This is a genomic window from Chryseobacterium gossypii, from assembly GCF_041361455.1.
Lineage (GTDB): Bacteria > Bacteroidota > Bacteroidia > Flavobacteriales > Weeksellaceae > Chryseobacterium > Chryseobacterium gossypii.
On record NZ_JBGCUR010000028.1, the window covers coordinates 1 to 18,504 of the forward strand.

Consider the following 18,504-nt stretch of genomic DNA (forward strand, 5'->3'; position numbering starts at 1 on the left):
TTTTCAGTGCCGCAAAGATAGAACCTTATTCTTCTATCATCCAAATTTATTTAACATAATTTTTATATCTTGTTAATATGAAAATGTAATGAACTGAATATTAAATAAAAAAATCGCAAAGAAATTGAATATCAAAAGCAGGAAAAGCTATTAAATATAGTAGATATAAGAATAAAGCAATCTTCCAAGTGCATTACTTATTGCACTTTGGTCTCTTTATAAATTATACTTAAAAATTCTGCAAATGATTTTTCCAATCCTATAATATCTCCGGATTTTAAGTTTAAGCCGCCTGTTCCGGAGGTATCCGATCTTATTTTCGTAGAGGAAATCAGAAAATATTGATTGGAATCATTGGCTTTAGGCTGGATTTTTATTGTTGACCCCAACAATTTTTTCGTAGATATGGTATATATCTCTCCCGGCATCACCTGTAATAATAAATAGGTTCTCGGGAATAAGGTATAATCTTTTCTGTTAATACTTATTTTCTGATCTTTTTCTGAGGAAGCAAACAAATACAGATAGCCTGTTTGATTCAATAGTTTCTCCTTAGGCAGATAGTATAATGCCAATTTATAGTTTGAGGGATTAAATGGCTGAGGGGATCCGTCAATATTTTCAAATGGCTGTAAGGAAAATGTATTGGCCCCGATTTCTTTTGCTTTTTTATATATCAGAGAGAAAACTGAGGCATCATCATTGGTGAAGCCCTGAACTTCAATTTCACCCAGGTATTGTGCATCTTTAGCTTCCTCGTTTATCTTATATAAGAATTTATCTGTATTATCGCTTGTCTTATGAACCTTTGTAAGGTACACGTTCTGCGCATAGGAAAGCTGCATTAAAGCGATAAAAATAATGATTGCCAGGTTTCTCATAGTAAATATTATCGGGATAGTATTTTTATACATTCTTCCAGACTATTTTCCCAATGTTTCGGTTCTATTCCGTAAACCTCCTCAATCTTATCGAGGCACATCGTACTTCTTTTCGGCCTTTTGGCCGGAGTGGGGTATTGATCTGTAGTCAATGCTGTCAATTGTATTGAGGAACCTGAAATTTCCGCAATTTTTCCGGCAAAATCAAACCAGGTGGTTTCCGGGTAGTTTGAAAAATGAAAAATCCCGAAAGTTTTTTGAGGCGTCTCTACAATTTTCATAATTGCTTCAGCCAGATCATTGGCATTTGTAGGTTGCCCGAACTGATCGGCAACAATACCCAGCTCATCTTTTTGGGAAAACAGATTCAGCATGGTCTTAACAAAGTTTTTACCAAATTCCGAATATAACCAGGATGTTCTCAAGATTATTGTGCCGGGATTTATTTCCAGAGCCAGCTCTTCTCCTTTTCTTTTTGATTTTCCATAAATCCCCACCGGATCGGTAAAGTCATCTTCAGAATAGCAGAGATTGGTATCTCCATCAAAAACATAATCTGTGGAGATATGGATCAGGATCGTTTTATAATCCAGACAAGCCTGTGCAAGATAAGCTACCCCTTCCGCATTTATGGCAAATGCTTTTTCTTGTTCTGTTTCTGCAAGATCTACAGCGGTATAGGCCGATGCATTGACGCAGATGTCAGGTTTATGTTCATAGAAGAAATCATTGATCTGATCTTCATCTGTGATATTCAATGTTTGTGAATCTGTAAAAATAAATTCATAATTACTTTCAAAATCGGGTGCAATTTTTCTTATGCAGTTTCCTAATTGCCCATTACTGCCTATTATTAGTATTTTTTTCATGAGTTCTTCGCATTTTGGGATCTTAAGAACTTAACTCTTGACTGGAAATCTTTTTGTTCAAGATCAACATAAAATTTATGAAATGTTTCTTTGATATCTTCCGGATGTAATTCAGATTTTCTGGTTTTCACATTGAAACAAATCACTGTAACCCATAATACCGCGTGGATTGTTTTCTCATCCAGACTTTTCATTAAAATCTCCACTTTGGCGGTCCTATCCTGGATATCAATTGTTTTACTGCTGATGACCACCTGGGTATTATATCTTACTTCTTTTAAATAAGCAATCTCGTTTTGTATTGCAATCCAGGTAAAGCCGTTTTTTCTTGTGTATTCTTCGTAAGTAAAGCCGTAGGATGTTTCTACATGGTCTTCTCTGGCATTGAACATATACTCCAGATATTTTACATTGTTCAAGTGTCCTATCGGGTCACAGTCACTAAACCTCACTTTTACCGTGGTTGATACTTCTTTTTCCATTTGGCAAAAATAAAAAAACCACCTCTAAAAGAGATGGTAGTTTTATAAAACTTTGTTAATTTGTTGAATTATTGGATTCCTAATTCTTTTTTCACAGCTGCAGTAGCGTCCGGTCCGTTTTTGTAAACGAAAGCAGAAGAGTTTGCGTCCATGATATAATCATATCCATTAGCTTTTGCTACTTTAGTTACAGCGTCGTTCAATTTTTTCTCGATTGGCTCATAAGCGGCATCTTGCTTAGCTAAGAAATCTTTCTGAGCTTTATCATTCATCTGTTGAATTTCATCACCCAACTTTTTCATTTCAGTCTCTCTTGCAGTATTTTCTTCAGCTGTCTTTTTAGGAGCTTCTGTTTGATATTGCTGATATTTAGCTTGAGCGGCGTCTGCCTTTTTCTTAATTTCAGCCTGCTTAGTGTCCAGGAAAGCTTTAAGATCAGCATCTGCTTTTTTCTTTTCAGGCATTGCGTTAAGAACACCTAATACATCTAAAGTAGCAATTTTTTGAGCTTTTGCCATACCTACCGATACTACCATCATTACTGCTGCAAATAATACACTTAATTTTTTCATAATTGGTAAAATAAATAATTTAATTTGTTTTTAGATTTTAAATTTCAGTAAAAGTTAATTATAACTTTTATTTTTTGTTATTAGTTTTTCCTTTTTTTTCAGCTTTTTCTGTTCCTTTTAAGAGGATATCCAGCACTTTATCTGAATAATCAAATCTTTTTTGGAGAAAAAGCACATTGTTATTCGTTTTATCAAGAACTATGCCCAATCCGTTTTTCTCTGACATTGTTTTGATGGCACCCCAGATCTGATCCTGAAAGGGCTGTACCAAATTTGTTCTTAATTTAGCAATTTCCCCGTTGGCCCCAAAACGTAAACTGGTAGTAGTTTTAATGTTTTTTTCAAGATCCATTACTTCTTTTTCTCTCAGCTTAAGCTGGTCACCTATTAACAGGACCCTTTCATTTTCAAAAGCTGATTTTTTCTTTTCATATTCAGACTGCATATTCTGAAGTTCAGATTGCCAGGTATCAATCTGAGAGTTCAATCTTGCCTCTGCTTCTTTATACTGAGGCAGTTTATTTAAAATGTACTCCGTATCTACAACGCCAATTTTTTGTGCATTGCCTGACCCGAAAAGCAGACATACGATAAGGGTGAAAAGTATTTTAAAATTTTTCATATCGATTATAATGATTGGTTCATCAAGAAGTGTGTCTTCCATCCTGAAGGTTCTGTTCCAAGAACGGTTTTGTCAAATCCATAAGCGAAATCAAATCCGATCAAACCAAAGGCTCCCATATACACTCTGACCCCGATACCAACGGATCTTTTCAACTGGAATGGGTTATAACCGCTCCATGAGTTCCATACGTTACCCCCTTCAGCAAAAGTCAAGGCATAAATTTTTGCCGTCTGGTTTAATGAGATCGGATATCTCAATTCCAATGTAAATCTGTTATAAATGGTACCTCCACCGGTCTGGGTAATATCATCAATGGTTCCTCCGTAAGTAGAAGCATTTTCATAACCTCTCAAAGGAATAAGCTCTCTACCGTCATATCTACCGCCGAACAATCCCGTACCTCCTACATAGAATCTTTCAAACGGTGGTGCTCCCAGCTGTTTATTGTATCCATCCATGAATCCCATTTCTGCTGAGGATCTTAACACCAGCTTTCCTACAATCTCATTATAGACATCTGCCTTAAATTTGATTTTATAAAATTCCATCCATTTGTATTTCTCCGTCGGAGTCATTGTTGAATAGTCTTTGTTGCTGAACAATGAGTATGGAGGGGTAAGTTTGGCTGACAATTCTATATTGGACCCCATTGTAGGGAAAATTGGATCAATTCCGGCAGAATTTCTGCTCAGTCCTAAGTTAATGCTGAAGTTGTTCGCTGTTCCATAATATTCTGTAGTACCTCCGAATTCAAAAGGATAGTTTCTGAAATTATATTTCTGGAACTGGATACCTGTATATAATGAGAAGTAATCATCCGGCCATCTCAGCCATCTGTTTAAACCTACAGAAGCCGAAAAGATGTTTAACTTCTGGTCTTCTCCATTGAGATCAGAGTATTTTACCCTTGAGTTGTTCACACTTACTGAAAGTGCAGTTGGCTTTGTCCCGAACAACCAAGGTTCTGTAAAAGAAACTCCATAGTTCTGGAAATATTGCCCGGCCTGTGCCTGGATCGACAATGTCTGCCCGTCACCCTGAGGTACCGGTCTGAAATCTTTGAACCTTAGGAAGTTTTTCAGGGAGAAGTTGTTGAATGTCAACCCCAGGGTTCCTATAAAGCTGTTACCACCGTAACCAGCCTGTAGCTGAACCTGTGAAGATCCTTTTTCTACCAGTTTCCAGTTGATGTCCACAGTGTTATCCTGTTGATTTGGATTAATATCCTGGCCTATCTGTTGTGGATCAAAGAATGACATCCCTGCCAAATCGAAGTAAGTTCTCTTAATATCACTTTTGGCAAAGAGGTTTCCTGGTTTTGTTCTCAGGGAACGAAGGATAACGTGGTCATGGGTTGTGGTGTTTCCCTGCCATGTTACTCTGTTCCAGGTCGCTTTTTCTCCTTCGCTGATGCGGATCTCCAGATTGATAGAGTCTCCTGAGACAGATTTCTCCACCGGAGTTACATTGGAGAAAAGGTAACCGTTGTTCATATACACCGACTTGATGTCTGAATCATCTTCCTTACCTCCGTCTTCACCTACTTTTTTATTGAATCCTACAGCATCATAGATATCTCCTTTTTTATATCCTAAAAGTCTTTGCAGGTAATCTGTAGAGTATACCGTATTTCCTGTGAAAGTAATATCCCCAATGTAATACTTTTTACCTTCGTTAAGTTTTACATTGATCTCATAATTATTCTTTTTATTTCTCCATATGGAATCCGAAACGATAATGGCATCCCTGTATCCTAAAGAGTTATAGTAACTGATAAGGTTTTGCTTATCTTCCTGGTATTTTTCTTCAATAAATTTGGATGGTTTTAGGATTCCCCCAATACCGAACCTTTTCTGCTTGGTCTCCTTAAAGGCTTTTTTTCTGAGTTTGGAATCAGATACATTCTGGTTTCCTTCGAACTCAATATGATCGATTTTTACTTTTTTTCCTTTATCTACGTTGATCGTCCAGTCTACCAAAGCCGGATCATTGGCATTTATCTTATCCTGGATGGATATTTTAGCATCTGCAAATCCTTTTTTGATATATTCTTTAGGTATATTCGTCTTCAGGCTGGCAACCAGGTTCTGAGTAATTTTAGTACCCGGCTTCAGATTGTTGTCTTTAGCAAGCTTTTCGTTTTTGGATTTTCCGATCCCTTTTCCCGTAAACTTCACTTCTCCAAGCTCTTTCAAATCCTGGAGATAGAATCTTAAAACTACGGTTTCGCCCTCAATACTCTGAACATACACCTCCACTTCTGAGAAGGACTGGGTATCCCAAAGTTTTTTAATGGCGTTACTGATTTTCTGCCCCGGGATATCTACACTTTCCCCTTTGGATAAACCTGTAAATCTTAGAATCTGCGCAGGCGTGTATTTTTTCACCCCATCTACAACGATGTCTTTAAGCATGTATGTGCCTGTCTGATTTTCTGCGTATACAGGATTATTGTTCACCTGAGTGCTGTCCTGTGGAGTTACCTGTCCATAAAAATGTGCAGAAGCAACAAACATCATGATGGGTAATAGTCTAAACTTCATTTTATCGTAGTCTTTCTTGTCTTAAATTTTACTGGATTTTTATCTGTTCGCCCGTAAGGCCGTATCTTCTTTCTTTATTCTGATAATCAACAATACACTGAAAGAAAATGTCTTTTGTGAAATCTGGCCATAGAACATCTAAAAACTGCAGTTCGGCATAAGCGATCTGCCAAAGAAGGAAATTGCTTATTCTTACTTCACCACTGGTTCTTATAAGCAAGTCTACAGGAGGGAAATCTTTTGTATAAAGATAACTTTCGAATAATTTCTCATCTATATTTTCTACCTCTACCTTACCTTCCTTCACATCAGAACTTATATTTTTCACGGCATCCAATATCTCATTTTGAGAGCCATAGCTTATTGCCAGGACCAGGTTGCCTTTAGTGTTTTCTTTTGTTAATTCCACCACCCGAAGCAATTGGTCTTTTACCAGTGGCGGCAGTTTATCCAGTTTACCGATCACATGCATTCTCAGCCCCTTACTGAATATTTCCTCAGCCTCCAGCAAAAGTGTTTCCGCAAGTAAATTCATTAAGGTATTTACTTCTTCTTTAGGCCGGTTCCAGTTTTCTGAGGAGAATGTATAAAGCGTCAGATACGGAATATGTATCTCATTACATGCATTAATGGCGTTCCTTACAGCATTGATAGCATTTTTATGACCAAAAGTTCTTTCCTCGCCACGAGATTTTGCCCACCTCCCATTGCCATCCATTATAATGGCAACATGCTTCGGTAAATTCTCAGAATTTATTTTATCTTTAATCAACGACATATTATTACTCACAATAACATGGAGGTCTTCCGAAGGAATAGGTGATACCCAAACTTACGGTATTCAGCCAATCTCTGGAACTCTGATCTCCAATATTTCTTTCTCCTAAAAACTTAGCTTCTCTTTCTTTGGATACAATATAATAAGCACCTGACTGAAGCAAAGATCCACCTGTGTTAGGGTCTAAAATATCCCCACTGTATGTAGATACCACATCTTTACTCAGTATTTTACTATAATCCAACTGATCTGTAAAAGTGTATCTGAACATCGCTTCTGCAAATATTGCCCAATTATGATTGAATTTATATTTTAATCCTATTCCGAAAGGGATATGCATCGCTGTTTTCGTTCCGGTGGAGTATACCGGTGTGGTGGTAAAGTCTAATTCATTTACCGGGGCCTGGGCCACACCATCTGCATCTCTTCTGAAATCATTTACCAAAGTAGCTTTCGGGGCATCAAACAATAAAGCGCCGACACCTCCAAAGATATAAGGGCTCAGCATGCTTTCCTGCTCATTATTTACCGGGAAAAAGTTATATTCAAACATTAAGCTTGCTTCATATATATTATTTTTTCCGAAAGAGTTTCTGTTTTTTCTATACTCTTCTTTCGCTGCTTTATCACTAAACTGGACCTGGTTATATCCAATATCCAATCTTACTGTCTGGTAAGGGTTAAAATTAAACCTGTATAATAAACCTCCATAAAAAGGGACTCCCCAATCTGATACTCTATCTAAATCCAATGGCTTTTGCAAAATATAATTCGTTCTTCCTATATCACCCACTAGGTTGCTCATACCTAGACGAACTCCCAATTCGTTTCTTTGTGCTTTAACGCTTACCACAGTTCCTAGGGCGGCAAGGAAGCTAAACAATAATTTTTTATTCATAAAAGAATATGGATTTATGGTTATTTTAAAATTTAATTTTTGCAAATATAAAACATTTTTATATTAATGATAATCTTAATGTTTAGTTAAAAATAAACAAAAAAACATAATTTGTTATAAAGTAAACGGCAAAGTAATGAAAATATTCTTTTTTTAATAGATTCAAAAAAATCTTCATATAATAAACCCCCATTAAATGAGGGTTTAAATATATTATTTTTTATCGAAAATAGCCTTTACCTTATTTCGTATTCTGATCAATAACGGCTCTTTATAGTTCTTATCTTCATCAAAATATCCATAGCCGTAACCATAACCGTATCCGTAACCATATCCATAGCCGTATCCTTGTTTTGTATTGTAGTCATTATAAACAAGGCCCAGGTGCTCAATCTCTCCGTTATGATATTTTTCAGTGATCATTTTCAGCATATATTTTTCGGTATATTCGTGACGTACCACATAAATATTGGCGTCGGAATATTTCATCAGTTCAAATGAATCTGCCACAAGCCCTACCGGTGGGGAGTCAATGATAATGAAATCATATCTGCCTTTAAGCTCTTCAATGAACTTCACGTTTCTTTCGCTCATCAAAAGCTCGGAAGGGTTTGGCGGTATAGGTCCCGAAGTAGCTACATCCAGGTTCGGGATTTTCGTTTTATTGATGATCTGATCTACAGAAACCTCACCCGTCAGATAGTTGGATATCCCGTATTGATTATTGATTTTGAAGTCCCCGAAAATCTTTGGCTTCCTTAAATCCATTCCCAACAGAATGGTTTTTTTATCACTTAATCCCAGAACGGAGGCCAGGTTGATAGAAACATAGGTTTTTCCTTCTCCTCCAATAGATGATGTGACGAGGATCACTTTACTTTTTTCATTTTCACCTGAAAGGAACCTCACATTCGCCCTGATTCCTCTAAAGGCTTCGGAAACAGAAGATTTTGGCTGTTCCAGAACGGTGAGCATATTTTCATTGTTATTGTTACCGATGACACCCAGCAACGGAATTCTTGTAGCATTGAGGAGCTCTTTGATATTCCTGATCTTATTATCCAGCAATTCCCCAACAACGATAAATAGCAAAGGTAGCAGCAACAGTCCCGCAATGATCCCCATTTTGGCTGCCTTCACATTAGGTGCAATAGGAGGCTGCCCAACATTTTTTGCGGGGTCGATCACCGTAATATCAGACTGGTTGGTAGCCAGCTTCATCTGGGTTTCGTTCTGTCTTCCCAATAAGCTATTGTAGGTTGCCTCAATCATATTATAGCCCCTCTCAGCATCTAAATAGCGCCTTTCTTTTTCAGGATATGAGGACAGGTTCGCGTTAGCTTCCGCCACTTTACGGTTGATTTTATTGATCTCGGTATAATACTGGGTATAATAGTTTCTCAAAATGTCCGATGACCCCAGCCGGGTTTCATTGATCTGCCTGTTGATCTCCAGCATTGGTTCGGAGTTCGGGGTATAGATCGTAGCCAGCTCTCTTCTTTTTTCATAGAGGGCTTTCAGCTCTGAAACCGACGCTGTGAAAAGCCCGTCCTGGAAGCCGGCGGCACTGGTGCTGATCATTTTATTAAAATTCTGTGTATCCAGAGAATTTTTGATACTGTTCAGGGAGCTTATCTTGCTTTCAAGATCTGCTTTTCTGGCTTCCAGATCTTTGATTTCCGTTAAGGATTTTTCATCCCTGTCCTTAATGTCATAAAGCTTTTCAGACGTTTTCAGATAATTCAGGACATTGGCACTAGAGTCCAGTTTTTTTCTTACCGTATTCAGATTGCCACGCAGATAAAGTTCGGTATTTTTATCAACGGTCATTTTATCTGCAAGCCTTTTCTTTTGTAATTCGCTTACCGATTTGTTTAAGAAATTTACGGTACTGTTAAGATTATACCCTTTTTTGGTGATAATCATTATTGTATTGATCTCTTTATCAAACTCCACTCCTATGGTAGAAACGATATCATTAACCGTCTGGTTTACCGAGGTCAGGTTAATAATGATATTCGTAAGCTTGATTTTAGGTTTCACAGGGTTCTGAACCAGCCTGAATCTTAAATTGGGGGCAGTATACCATTCACCAACCCTGATTATTTTATTCTCCGGTCTTTCATACGGCTTAATTTCATGAAATCCTTCGGATTCATAGCTGTAGACATTAGTGGATTCTCCTTCTTCCGGTAAAACAACCTCATAAGCGTTCCCGCCTTTAGGGATCAAAGTAAACGGATAATTTATCTGCTGATAGTGATTCTTATCAATTTGTACAAAAACAGGAGAGTCGTCTTTATCCAGATAGGTGGATTTGATGGCTCCTTTAGTGGAATAGTTGACAAACAGATCCAGCTCTTTTACAAGAAATTCATTATGGGATCTTGATAAAAGCATTTTCTTCAAATAGATTCCGTCCTGATTGCCTCCCTGACCCCAGATGAAGTTGATGGATTGGTTGGGAGTAAAGTAACTGGCGGTATTATTCGAAACACTTAAGGACAGGTTTGAGGCATATATGTTCTGTGCATAGTATTTGCCATATATCCAGGCTATCGCATAGCCGGTAAACAGCATGAAAACAAACCAGTACCAGTTTTTAATGACCCTGCTTAAAAAATGTTCGATATCAAATAAGGCAAAGGAACCAAATCTTTCTTTTTGGATATCATTTCTCTCTACTTTAGCGTCTTTTTCTGGGATCATATTAAAGGTTTTTAAGAAGTAGATAAATTGATAACGCTGTAGTGACCACTGAAATTCCTGTCGTCAAAGTTTGTATCGGATCTTTTCCGAAGCCGTTGAGACTCTTTGCTCTTGTATTAAGATAAATCTCATCTCCGTTTTGAACATAGTAATAAGGAGAGTTCATCAGATCCTCCCGGGTGAGGTCTATCTTGGCGATTTTAATTCCTTCAGGCAGTTTTCTGTGGATCACAATGTTTTTCCTGTCAACCGTTCTGTTTAGTCCTCCGTTAATAGCCAGAGCTTCCGTAATGGTAAGGGTGTTTTTATGGACCACCTTTTCCCCGGAAATACCTACTGTTTCCACATCTCCCAGTATGTAATAGGTGATTCCGTCAGTATTTAATCTGACCTCAGCCTTTCCTTGCTGGAAGTTTTCATTTACTTTTTCCTGAATCTCTTTGGCCACATCATCAATGGTTCTTCCTTCGGCTTTGATATATCCGATCCCGAAAACATTAATGTCTCCATTGGAATCCACTTTCAATCCCCGGAAGTAAAAATTAACATTTCCACCGATACTGGATCCGCCTCCAACGGAAACATTTCGGACCCCCACATTTGAAGCCACATTATTGGTACTGGGAGCCTCGGTACTTCCTGAGGTATTCAGGGAAGAATAAAATTGTGCGGCATCTCCTTTGGGAGTGGTGACAATATTAAGGTTTAATATGTCATTCTTTGTAATCCGGTAAATAGGGATATTGTAGGGAACAAGACCTTCCTCGTTGATAACAAGGCTTTCATTAGGCTGCAGGTATCTCACATCTTTTGTCGTAATACAAGATGCTACCAGAAAGGGAATTATCAAAAGGAGTATATACTTATAATTCTTCATCATATTTTCAAGTTGTTTGCAAAAATAAAGATTTAATTGTTACTTTTCATGTTTTTCATGTTTCTTATTGCGATAAATAAAATCAGGGATGTACGCGCCCAGAAATCCTAAAAATAATATAATCAGCAATAGCACATTAATATTAATATGTCTCAGGTAATAAGCTACGCTAACGATGAACAGATAATATACGATAATATAAAAACTCGACCTCCTGTGAGTGAAGTTAAGCTTTAATAGCTTATGGTGGATATGATTCTTATCGGCGTCAAAAGGTGATTTTTTATTGGCAATCCTTACAATAATCACATTCAGGGTGTCCACAATCGGCAGAATCAGGATAGCTACCGCCACTACGGGTGCAGACTGCAAATGATATCGCGGTACGTTCGGAAGGGCTTTATCAATAAAGATATCAATGAAACATATTGATGTGAACGCCAGCAGAAAGCCCAAAAGCATGGAGCCTGTATCTCCCATGAATATTTTATTGGTCCTGTAGTTCGACAGGTTATAATATAAAAAAGCCAAAACAGCACCGATAATGATGACAGACAAAACCACCAACGGATAATTATATTCTCCCAGCCTGTAGTAGCTGATGCCGAAAAGCCCGCTGCAAATCACGGAATATCCGCCTGCCAGACCATCTATTCCGTCAATTAAATTGAAAGCATTAATAAGAATAATGAAGGTGATGATACTGAACATTATGCTTACAAAATAGCTCAGCTCATAGATCCCGAATATTCCGAACAGGCTTCTGATCCTTATATCTGATCCTATAACAATAAGCGATGAAACTATGATTTGTGCCACGAGTTTCTTATAGGCTCTCATGACTACAATGTCATCCATTACTCCCACATACAGAAGGATAACCAGGGATGCAAATAAAAATTTGTACAGATCGAACAGCTCATAGGCAAAAATAGAAGCGCAAACCCCTATTGAATAAAAAATAGCGATCCCTCCCAGATTGGGTATTTTCCGCAAATGGGAGCTTCTTACACCTGGCTCGTCCATCAGGTTCTTCCTTCTGGAAATTTTAACGATAGTGGGTACAGAAAAGAACGTAATTAAGAAAGAAAAAACAAAACCTAAGCCTATCTTTACATAGAAAATAGGAATGTTTGACTGAGTTAGGAACAATTCAAGATTCTTCATTTTTTTCTATTCAAAGCACTGCTTTCTTTATAAAAAACAGCAGTCCTACATTTGTGTTTAAATTAATTTTCTTATCAATTTTTTCTGTCCTGCAAAAAATAACAGATAAAAAACCTTTTTTTTCAAGGGCAAAGATAACAGATAATTTTTATCAAAACGATTATACTTCAATATATCTTTAATTTTTATATTTCTAACCTGCATGAAATATTGAAGTTTTTCATCCATTTCATTAAAAATATTTTCATCTTTTACAAACGCCAGATAAGCCAGGAAGGAATACACTCCTTCAAAGATCTGAAAGTTTTTCAATTCCTGTTTTTTTGAGGAATACTTGGACTTTTCGAAAGCTTTTTCCACATCCTGCACTGCTTTTAAAATATCCAGGCCCCGTTCCGTATGGGTTTTGGTAATAGAGTCTCTGCGCTCCAGGTATTGATAATGAAAATTCTGGGTCTGGGCCAGAGTCTCGCATTCCAGCAACAGCTGGGGAATCAGCTGGATATCTTCAAAATGGGCCCCTTTTTTAAATCTTCTCTGATCGAAAAGTTCTTTTTTAAACAGCTTATTACAGGCGAAATAGCTCAGATCTGAAAAAACAGAAAAGTTTTTTTCGAGATCAATCTTCTCAGGCATATTCGGGACCTGGGTAAGCTTCTGGGTGACATTTCCATATTCATCTACCTTTTGTATATTACAGATCACCATCCTGGCCTGGTGCTTTTCCGCCAGATCCAGCATTTCTTCATACATGGTCTCTGAAACATGGTCATCACTGTCCACAAAGCCAATATAATCTCCCGTTGCCTTATCGATCCCGAAATTCCGGGCGTCACTCAGCCCGCCGTTCTCTTTTTTAAAGGCTTTTATTTTCTGAGGATATTTATCCCTGTATTCCTGTATAATCTGCTCAGAATTATCCTTACTGCCATCATTTACAATTAAAATCTCAATATTGGCCAGGGTCTGGTTCACCAGGGAATCAAGACATTTGGCAAGATAATTTTCGACATTATAGACAGGAACAATGATGGAAACTTTTGAGGGAACGTTTGTCATACATTAAATTTTCGTCAACCGCGCATTTAACCAGCCTTTTTTGGCTTCATCAAAATCTTTTCTGGAGCATGGGATACAGTTTTCAATATTCTCATCATCACCGAAATACCATAAATTGCTGAAAGTATCCCTTTTGAAAGCATATTGCTTATCATCAATTAAAACATAGAATATTTCGTACTGTCTTTCCCTGGGATGTGATTTCTGAATATTGATCCCTTCAATCAGATACCAGATCATTTGTGCCAGAAGCTGATGGTTCAGCTGGCTTTCAGAATAAATATTATAGTTAAAGATACCTACCGATCTCAGATTTTCACTTAATCCTATTTCTTTCATATAGGCACAGATCTCCCTTCTGTTCAAGCCGTTTACCTGTGGGTTCATCGAAAAGGCATCACCGAAACTTTCTACAGCATCACAATTCACTGTCACCAGATCGGCCTTTCTGAAGAACGGCTCCGTTTTTTCCGTGGAATTCATCATTTCCGCCAGACGTACGATATCAAAATCCACTTCTTTGATCAGTCTCACAGAGTCGGTTTCATTCAGATGCTTCTGATATCCCAGATGATGATAGTTTTTAATGGAGAAATTTTTAGTACTGAAAATTTTGCTTAAAAAGGTATGCTCGTTGATGGTTTCCTCCTGCTTAAGGGAAATCACATTGCTGATCTGGGTATAATTAATATTTTTCTTGTGGAAGTTCAGGGCGGAGAACAGTGAGTAGGCAAAATCGTTGGATCCACCCACAACAACCGGTATTGCTCTTTTATAATGACACGCAGACAAAACTTCCTGCAATATATAGTGGGAATCCTGAACCGATTTTCCTGAAACCAGGTCGCCCAGATCCACTACAGGGATCTCAAAATCCAGTTGTGAAAGCTTATAAAATTCTTTTCGTATGCCCGTAAAATCCTGTACTTCGGCATCGCCATCCGCCCCCCTGTAGTCTGAAACAAACAGAAGGACAATACTGTCTTCTTTTATTTCTTTTGTAATACGGCTTCCAATCTGCCAACTTTCAGTCCTGAAATTCCTTGGTGAAATAATAAAATCTTCAAAATTCATAGATCACGATAATGGTAATAGGGTATAATACCTTAATTGGTTTATTATTTTCATTCAGCTTTAAAGCCTGTACAAACATACAAAAACCTCATCAATTTACTATCCTGCCGATCATTTATTAACAAAAAAAAGCCGTCAACACGATGTTAACGGCTTTATGTCTGTTGTAGTATTATTTCTTTCTGGCAGTTGTCTTTTTGGTGGCAGCTGCCTTTTTTGCGGCAGGTTTCTTTTTCTCAGCAAAAGCATTTTTATCCTGATCCAGGATCCATTTTTTCACTTCATCCAGGGAAACCTTCTTCAATTCTTCCGCTTCATATTTCGTATCATCCTTTTTCTTTGGTATTTTAAACATTGCTTTGCCAAACTTGATAAAAGGCCCCCATCTTCCGTTCTCTATCGAGATCTTTTCTTTTTCCCACTGCTGGATATACCTGTTCGCTTCTTTTTCAAGCTTGGCATCGATCAGCTCATTGATATCACTTTGGGAAAGGTTGTCGAAATTATATTTTTTCGGAACATTTACAAAGATATCCTTATACTTGATAAACGGTCCGAATCTTCCGGTCCCCTTGGTTACAGGCTCACCTTTGTAGGTTGCAATGGGTGCATCCGCTTTTTTCTTCTCATTGATGAGTTCTTCTGCACGGGCCTGATCAACGGACAACGGATCTTCCCCTTTAGGAATGCTGATGAAAGTTTCACCCCATTTCACATATGGCCCGAATCTTCCGACCCCTACCGAAACCGGCTGGCCTTCAAAATCCTTAAGGTCAAAAGGTAATTTAAATAATTCAAGAGCTTCTTCCAGGGTGATTGTGGCAATATTCTGGCCAGCCATCAGCGAGGCGAAGACCGGCTTTTCCTCATCATCCGTCTCCCCGATCTGGATCATAGCTCCAAATCGTCCTATCCTTGCGTGAACATTTTTCCCGGTTTTAGGATCTGTTCCCAACAAGCGGTCTCCCGTTGCACGATCTGCATTTTCTTCCACATCTTCAATTCTCGGATGGAACTTGGAGTAGAAGTCTGTCATCATTTCTTTCCACTTCTGTTCCCCATTGGCAATCTCATCAAAACCCTCCTCCACCCTGGCCGTGAAACCATAGTCCAGGATCTCTTTAAAATGGTCTGTAAGAAAATCATTCACTACTTCTCCTATATCTGTAGGAACGAATTTATTTTTATCTCCCCCAAATTTTTCTTCAAGAACTTCCTTTTTAATCTTGTCTTTCGCCAGAGACATCCTGATCACTTCACGGGTCTGTGGTTCAATTTCACGCTTATCAACATACTCACGGTTCTGAATGGTCTGAATGGTAGGTGCATAGGTAGAAGGACGGCCGATCCCCAGCTCTTCCAGCTTTCTTACCAGACCTGCTTCCGTATACCTGGAACTTGGCCTTGTGAATCTCTCTGTTGCCGTGATGGTTTTATAGTTTAATATTTCCCCCACATTTACTTTCGGCAATAGCTTTTCGTTGTTCTCCTCGTCATCGTCCTCTGTTTTTACGATACCATAAGCTTTCAGGAAACCATCAAAAATGATGACCTCACCCTGGGCTTCAAACTGCTGGGGTAATTTTGTATTCCCGATTTCAATTACGGTTTTTTCTATTTTGGCGTTAGCCATCTGGGAAGCCAGTGTTCTCCGGTATATTAACTGATACAGCTTATTCAGCTGGGAATCGCCAATGCTTTTCACTGCAAAGTCAGTAGGGCGGATAGCCTCGTGAGCCTCCTGTGCGGAAGCAGATTTTGTGGTGTAATTTCTTGGCGCTGAATATTCGGATCCGTATTCTGCTATAATTTGTTTTTTCGCTCCCTCAATAGCTTCCTGAGAAAGATTCACCGAATCTGTTCTCATATAGGTAATATGCCCTTCTTCGTACAGGGTCTGCGCGAGACGCATGGTAGTGGTCACATTATATCCTAACCTGGAAGAGGCTTCCTGCTGTAATGTGGAAGTGGTAAAGGGTGCAGATGCCGACCGTGTTCCCGGTCTTGTTTCAACGTTAAGTACTTTAAATTCCGTATCTCTGGCCTGCTCAAGGAATTTTTCGGCATCTTCTTCTTTTTCAAAGTCTTTTTTAAGCCTGGCCGCAATTTCCTGGCCGGTTTTATTCAGGAAGGTTCCGTCCAGCTTGAAGCTTGCCTTCGGCACAAATTCACGGATTTCCTTCTCTCTTTCAACAATTAGCCTTACTGCCACGGATTGTACTCTTCCGGCTGACAGCCCCGGCTTTACTTTTTTCCATAATACAGGAGACATCTCAAAACCCACGATCCTGTCAAGTACTCTTCTGGCCTGTTGTGCATTCACCAGATTCTGGTCTATATCTCTTGGATTTTCTATTGCTTTTAAAATGGCATTTTTAGTAATCTCATGGAAAACAATCCTCTTCCTGTTTTCCGGTTTTAGTTTCAGTTCGTCTGCCAGATGCCATGCAATAGCCTCTCCTTCACGGTCTTCATCGGAAGCCAGCCATACCATATCAGCTTTTTTTACGGCAGCCTTTAATTCTGTCACCAATTTCTTCTTGTCGGCAGAAACTTCGTAATCAGGATTAAACGTCTCAAGATCAATCCCCATTCCTTTTTTAGGTAAATCACGTATGTGCCCAAAGCTGGATTTTACTTCAAAATCTTTCCCTAAATATTTCTGAATAGTTTTGGCTTTTGCAGGAGACTCTACGATTACTAAATTTTTCGACATTCTAAAAATTTTTGCAAAAGTAAAGTTTTTTTATAATATACTTTTTAGAATTACATTTTATTTAATAATTCCATGGGTGCAACAAAAACCCTGTAGATGATTCCCTGGAAGGTAAATCCTTTTCCGGACATTTCAACCCTGTAGATCAGAGACAGAATAATAATGCACAATGTGATATAAAATTTCCGGTCTATCACTATCGGTTCATAAGCCAAAGCCGAATCACCTTTCCTCAGCAGTAAAGCAAATAGCACAATGAGCAGCATCATATGGATGTACATCCAGCGTCCCCAGTCTATGGCCAGGTAAAATAATGGAAACGAGTATAAAAATGCTCCGATCAGCAAAATAGATAAAACCTTTCGGTTGTTTAGAAACTTTAAATAATATCCTATATGAAACATACTGATCGCCAGGCTCAGGAAATAAAGCCTGTATTCATCAATATGCTGTTGAATATAATCTCTCTCGTTGATGTTCCAGTAGAAAATCCCGTAGGTAGGATGAACTCCCCTCTGGTTGAGGATTTCCAGAGACATCCCTTCATTCACGTTCTTGCCGAATACGTAAATTATGACGGCCGGCACACCAACAGCCAAAAAGTATTTGACGTATCTTTTATATTCCAGCCGCCCCGTTTTCACATACAGTGCAATTGCGAAATAAGGAACAAAAAAAACAGTCACTTCATGCAGTAACGTACTTATACAAAGAAGGATACAGAAGAGGTATTCCTTATATGCTGAAAGCCTGTCTTTATCCAGTAAGCAGGCGAACCAGGCAAACAGGAAAAACACAATGAACTCTTTTTTCCCTACATAGGTCACTGTATTTAAGAGCCCTACAAAACCTATTGAAGACAATAACAGGGATAAATATAAAAGGTCTGTCATTTTATCCCGTATCAATTTTGTATAAAAGAAAAAAAACAGTGAAATAATTGAAAACTGAACAAAATACACAAGATAATTCAGCCTGAACCCGGTCAGATCCTGCAAAATAAAAAAGAAGCTTCCGGACAGCCCTCTCCTTTTAAAGCCCCCGTCCTCGTAGTTGATCAGCCAGTCGGCAAGAATATAGCCATCATCTTTAAGGTTATAGATCAGAGTAAATGCAAGGGTATAAACAGCTGTTACAACAATAAGGAAATAAATAAAGATCTTGATGTTAAAATATTGTACAATTTTTTCTGGCCTCATAATGTGTTTAAAGTTTGATTCTAAAAACAAAAGAGAAATAAACGGCTTTGCTTTA

The 18,504-nt window shown here is 38.2% G+C and carries 15 protein-coding genes; all 15 read right to left on the reverse strand.

The window, feature by feature from the left end; genetic code table 11:
* Positions 1-197: 197 nt before the first annotated feature.
* The 15 genes from ABMQ40_RS13700 to ABMQ40_RS13770 all read right to left on the reverse strand — a co-directional run bounded on the left by ABMQ40_RS13700 (position 198) and on the right by ABMQ40_RS13770 (position 18,449).
* The gene (locus tag ABMQ40_RS13700) at positions 198-881 is read right to left on the reverse strand and encodes a hypothetical protein (RefSeq protein ID WP_370900550.1); all 684 of its coding nucleotides are present in this window, start codon (positions 879-881) and stop codon (positions 198-200) included.
* A gap of 8 nt (positions 882-889) precedes the next feature.
* Positions 890-1,750, reverse strand: coding sequence for a dTDP-4-dehydrorhamnose reductase (gene rfbD, locus ABMQ40_RS13705; RefSeq protein ID WP_370900552.1), 861 nt, complete (start codon positions 1,748-1,750; stop codon positions 890-892).
* Positions 1,747-2,232, reverse strand: coding sequence for an acyl-CoA thioesterase (locus tag ABMQ40_RS13710; protein ID WP_370900554.1), 486 nt, complete (start codon positions 2,230-2,232; stop codon positions 1,747-1,749). Before ABMQ40_RS13710 ends, rfbD begins: the two co-directional genes overlap by 4 nt.
* Before the next feature lie 68 nt (positions 2,233-2,300).
* Complete coding sequence (locus ABMQ40_RS13715; protein ID WP_370900556.1) at positions 2,301-2,804, reverse strand: OmpH/Skp family outer membrane protein; 504 nt, start codon at positions 2,802-2,804, stop codon at positions 2,301-2,303.
* Between the two features lie 67 nt (positions 2,805-2,871).
* Positions 2,872-3,426, reverse strand: coding sequence for an OmpH/Skp family outer membrane protein (locus tag ABMQ40_RS13720; protein ID WP_370900558.1), 555 nt, complete (start codon positions 3,424-3,426; stop codon positions 2,872-2,874).
* Positions 3,427-3,431: 5 nt separating this feature from the next.
* Positions 3,432-5,972 (reverse strand): outer membrane protein assembly factor BamA, encoded by a 2,541-nt coding sequence (bamA, locus tag ABMQ40_RS13725; RefSeq protein WP_370900560.1) that lies wholly within the window; start codon positions 5,970-5,972, stop codon positions 3,432-3,434.
* A gap of 28 nt (positions 5,973-6,000) precedes the next feature.
* Complete coding sequence (gene uppS / locus ABMQ40_RS13730) at positions 6,001-6,750, reverse strand: polyprenyl diphosphate synthase (RefSeq protein ID WP_370900562.1); 750 nt, start codon at positions 6,748-6,750, stop codon at positions 6,001-6,003.
* A gap of 4 nt (positions 6,751-6,754) precedes the next feature.
* Positions 6,755-7,648, reverse strand: coding sequence for a type IX secretion system protein PorG (porG, locus tag ABMQ40_RS13735; RefSeq protein ID WP_370900564.1), 894 nt, complete (start codon positions 7,646-7,648; stop codon positions 6,755-6,757).
* Positions 7,649-7,861: 213 nt separating this feature from the next.
* Entirely contained in the window at positions 7,862-10,357 is a 2,496-nt protein-coding gene (locus ABMQ40_RS13740; protein ID WP_370900566.1) for an exopolysaccharide transport family protein, read from the reverse strand.
* Position 10,358: 1 nt separating this feature from the next.
* Positions 10,359-11,237 (reverse strand): polysaccharide biosynthesis/export family protein, encoded by an 879-nt coding sequence (locus tag ABMQ40_RS13745; RefSeq protein ID WP_370900568.1) that lies wholly within the window; start codon positions 11,235-11,237, stop codon positions 10,359-10,361.
* Between the two features lie 36 nt (positions 11,238-11,273).
* Entirely contained in the window at positions 11,274-12,401 is a 1,128-nt protein-coding gene (locus ABMQ40_RS13750; RefSeq protein ID WP_370900570.1) for a glycosyltransferase family 4 protein, read from the reverse strand.
* Positions 12,402-12,458: 57 nt separating this feature from the next.
* On the reverse strand, positions 12,459-13,460 hold the full coding sequence (locus ABMQ40_RS13755; protein WP_370900571.1) for a glycosyltransferase: 1,002 nt from the start codon (positions 13,458-13,460) through the stop codon (positions 12,459-12,461).
* Between the two features lie 3 nt (positions 13,461-13,463).
* Positions 13,464-14,534 carry a formimidoylglutamase gene (locus tag ABMQ40_RS13760; RefSeq protein ID WP_370900573.1) on the reverse strand — a complete coding sequence of 357 codons (1,071 nt, stop codon included), beginning with the start codon at positions 14,532-14,534 and terminating at the stop codon, positions 13,464-13,466.
* 172 nt (positions 14,535-14,706) lie between these two features.
* A complete protein-coding gene (gene topA, locus ABMQ40_RS13765; protein ID WP_370900575.1) occupies positions 14,707-17,250 on the reverse strand; it encodes a type I DNA topoisomerase in 2,544 nt (847 codons plus the stop codon).
* Between the two features lie 50 nt (positions 17,251-17,300).
* A complete protein-coding gene (locus ABMQ40_RS13770; protein ID WP_370900577.1) occupies positions 17,301-18,449 on the reverse strand; it encodes a hypothetical protein in 1,149 nt (382 codons plus the stop codon).
* Positions 18,450-18,504: the final 55 nt, after the last annotated feature.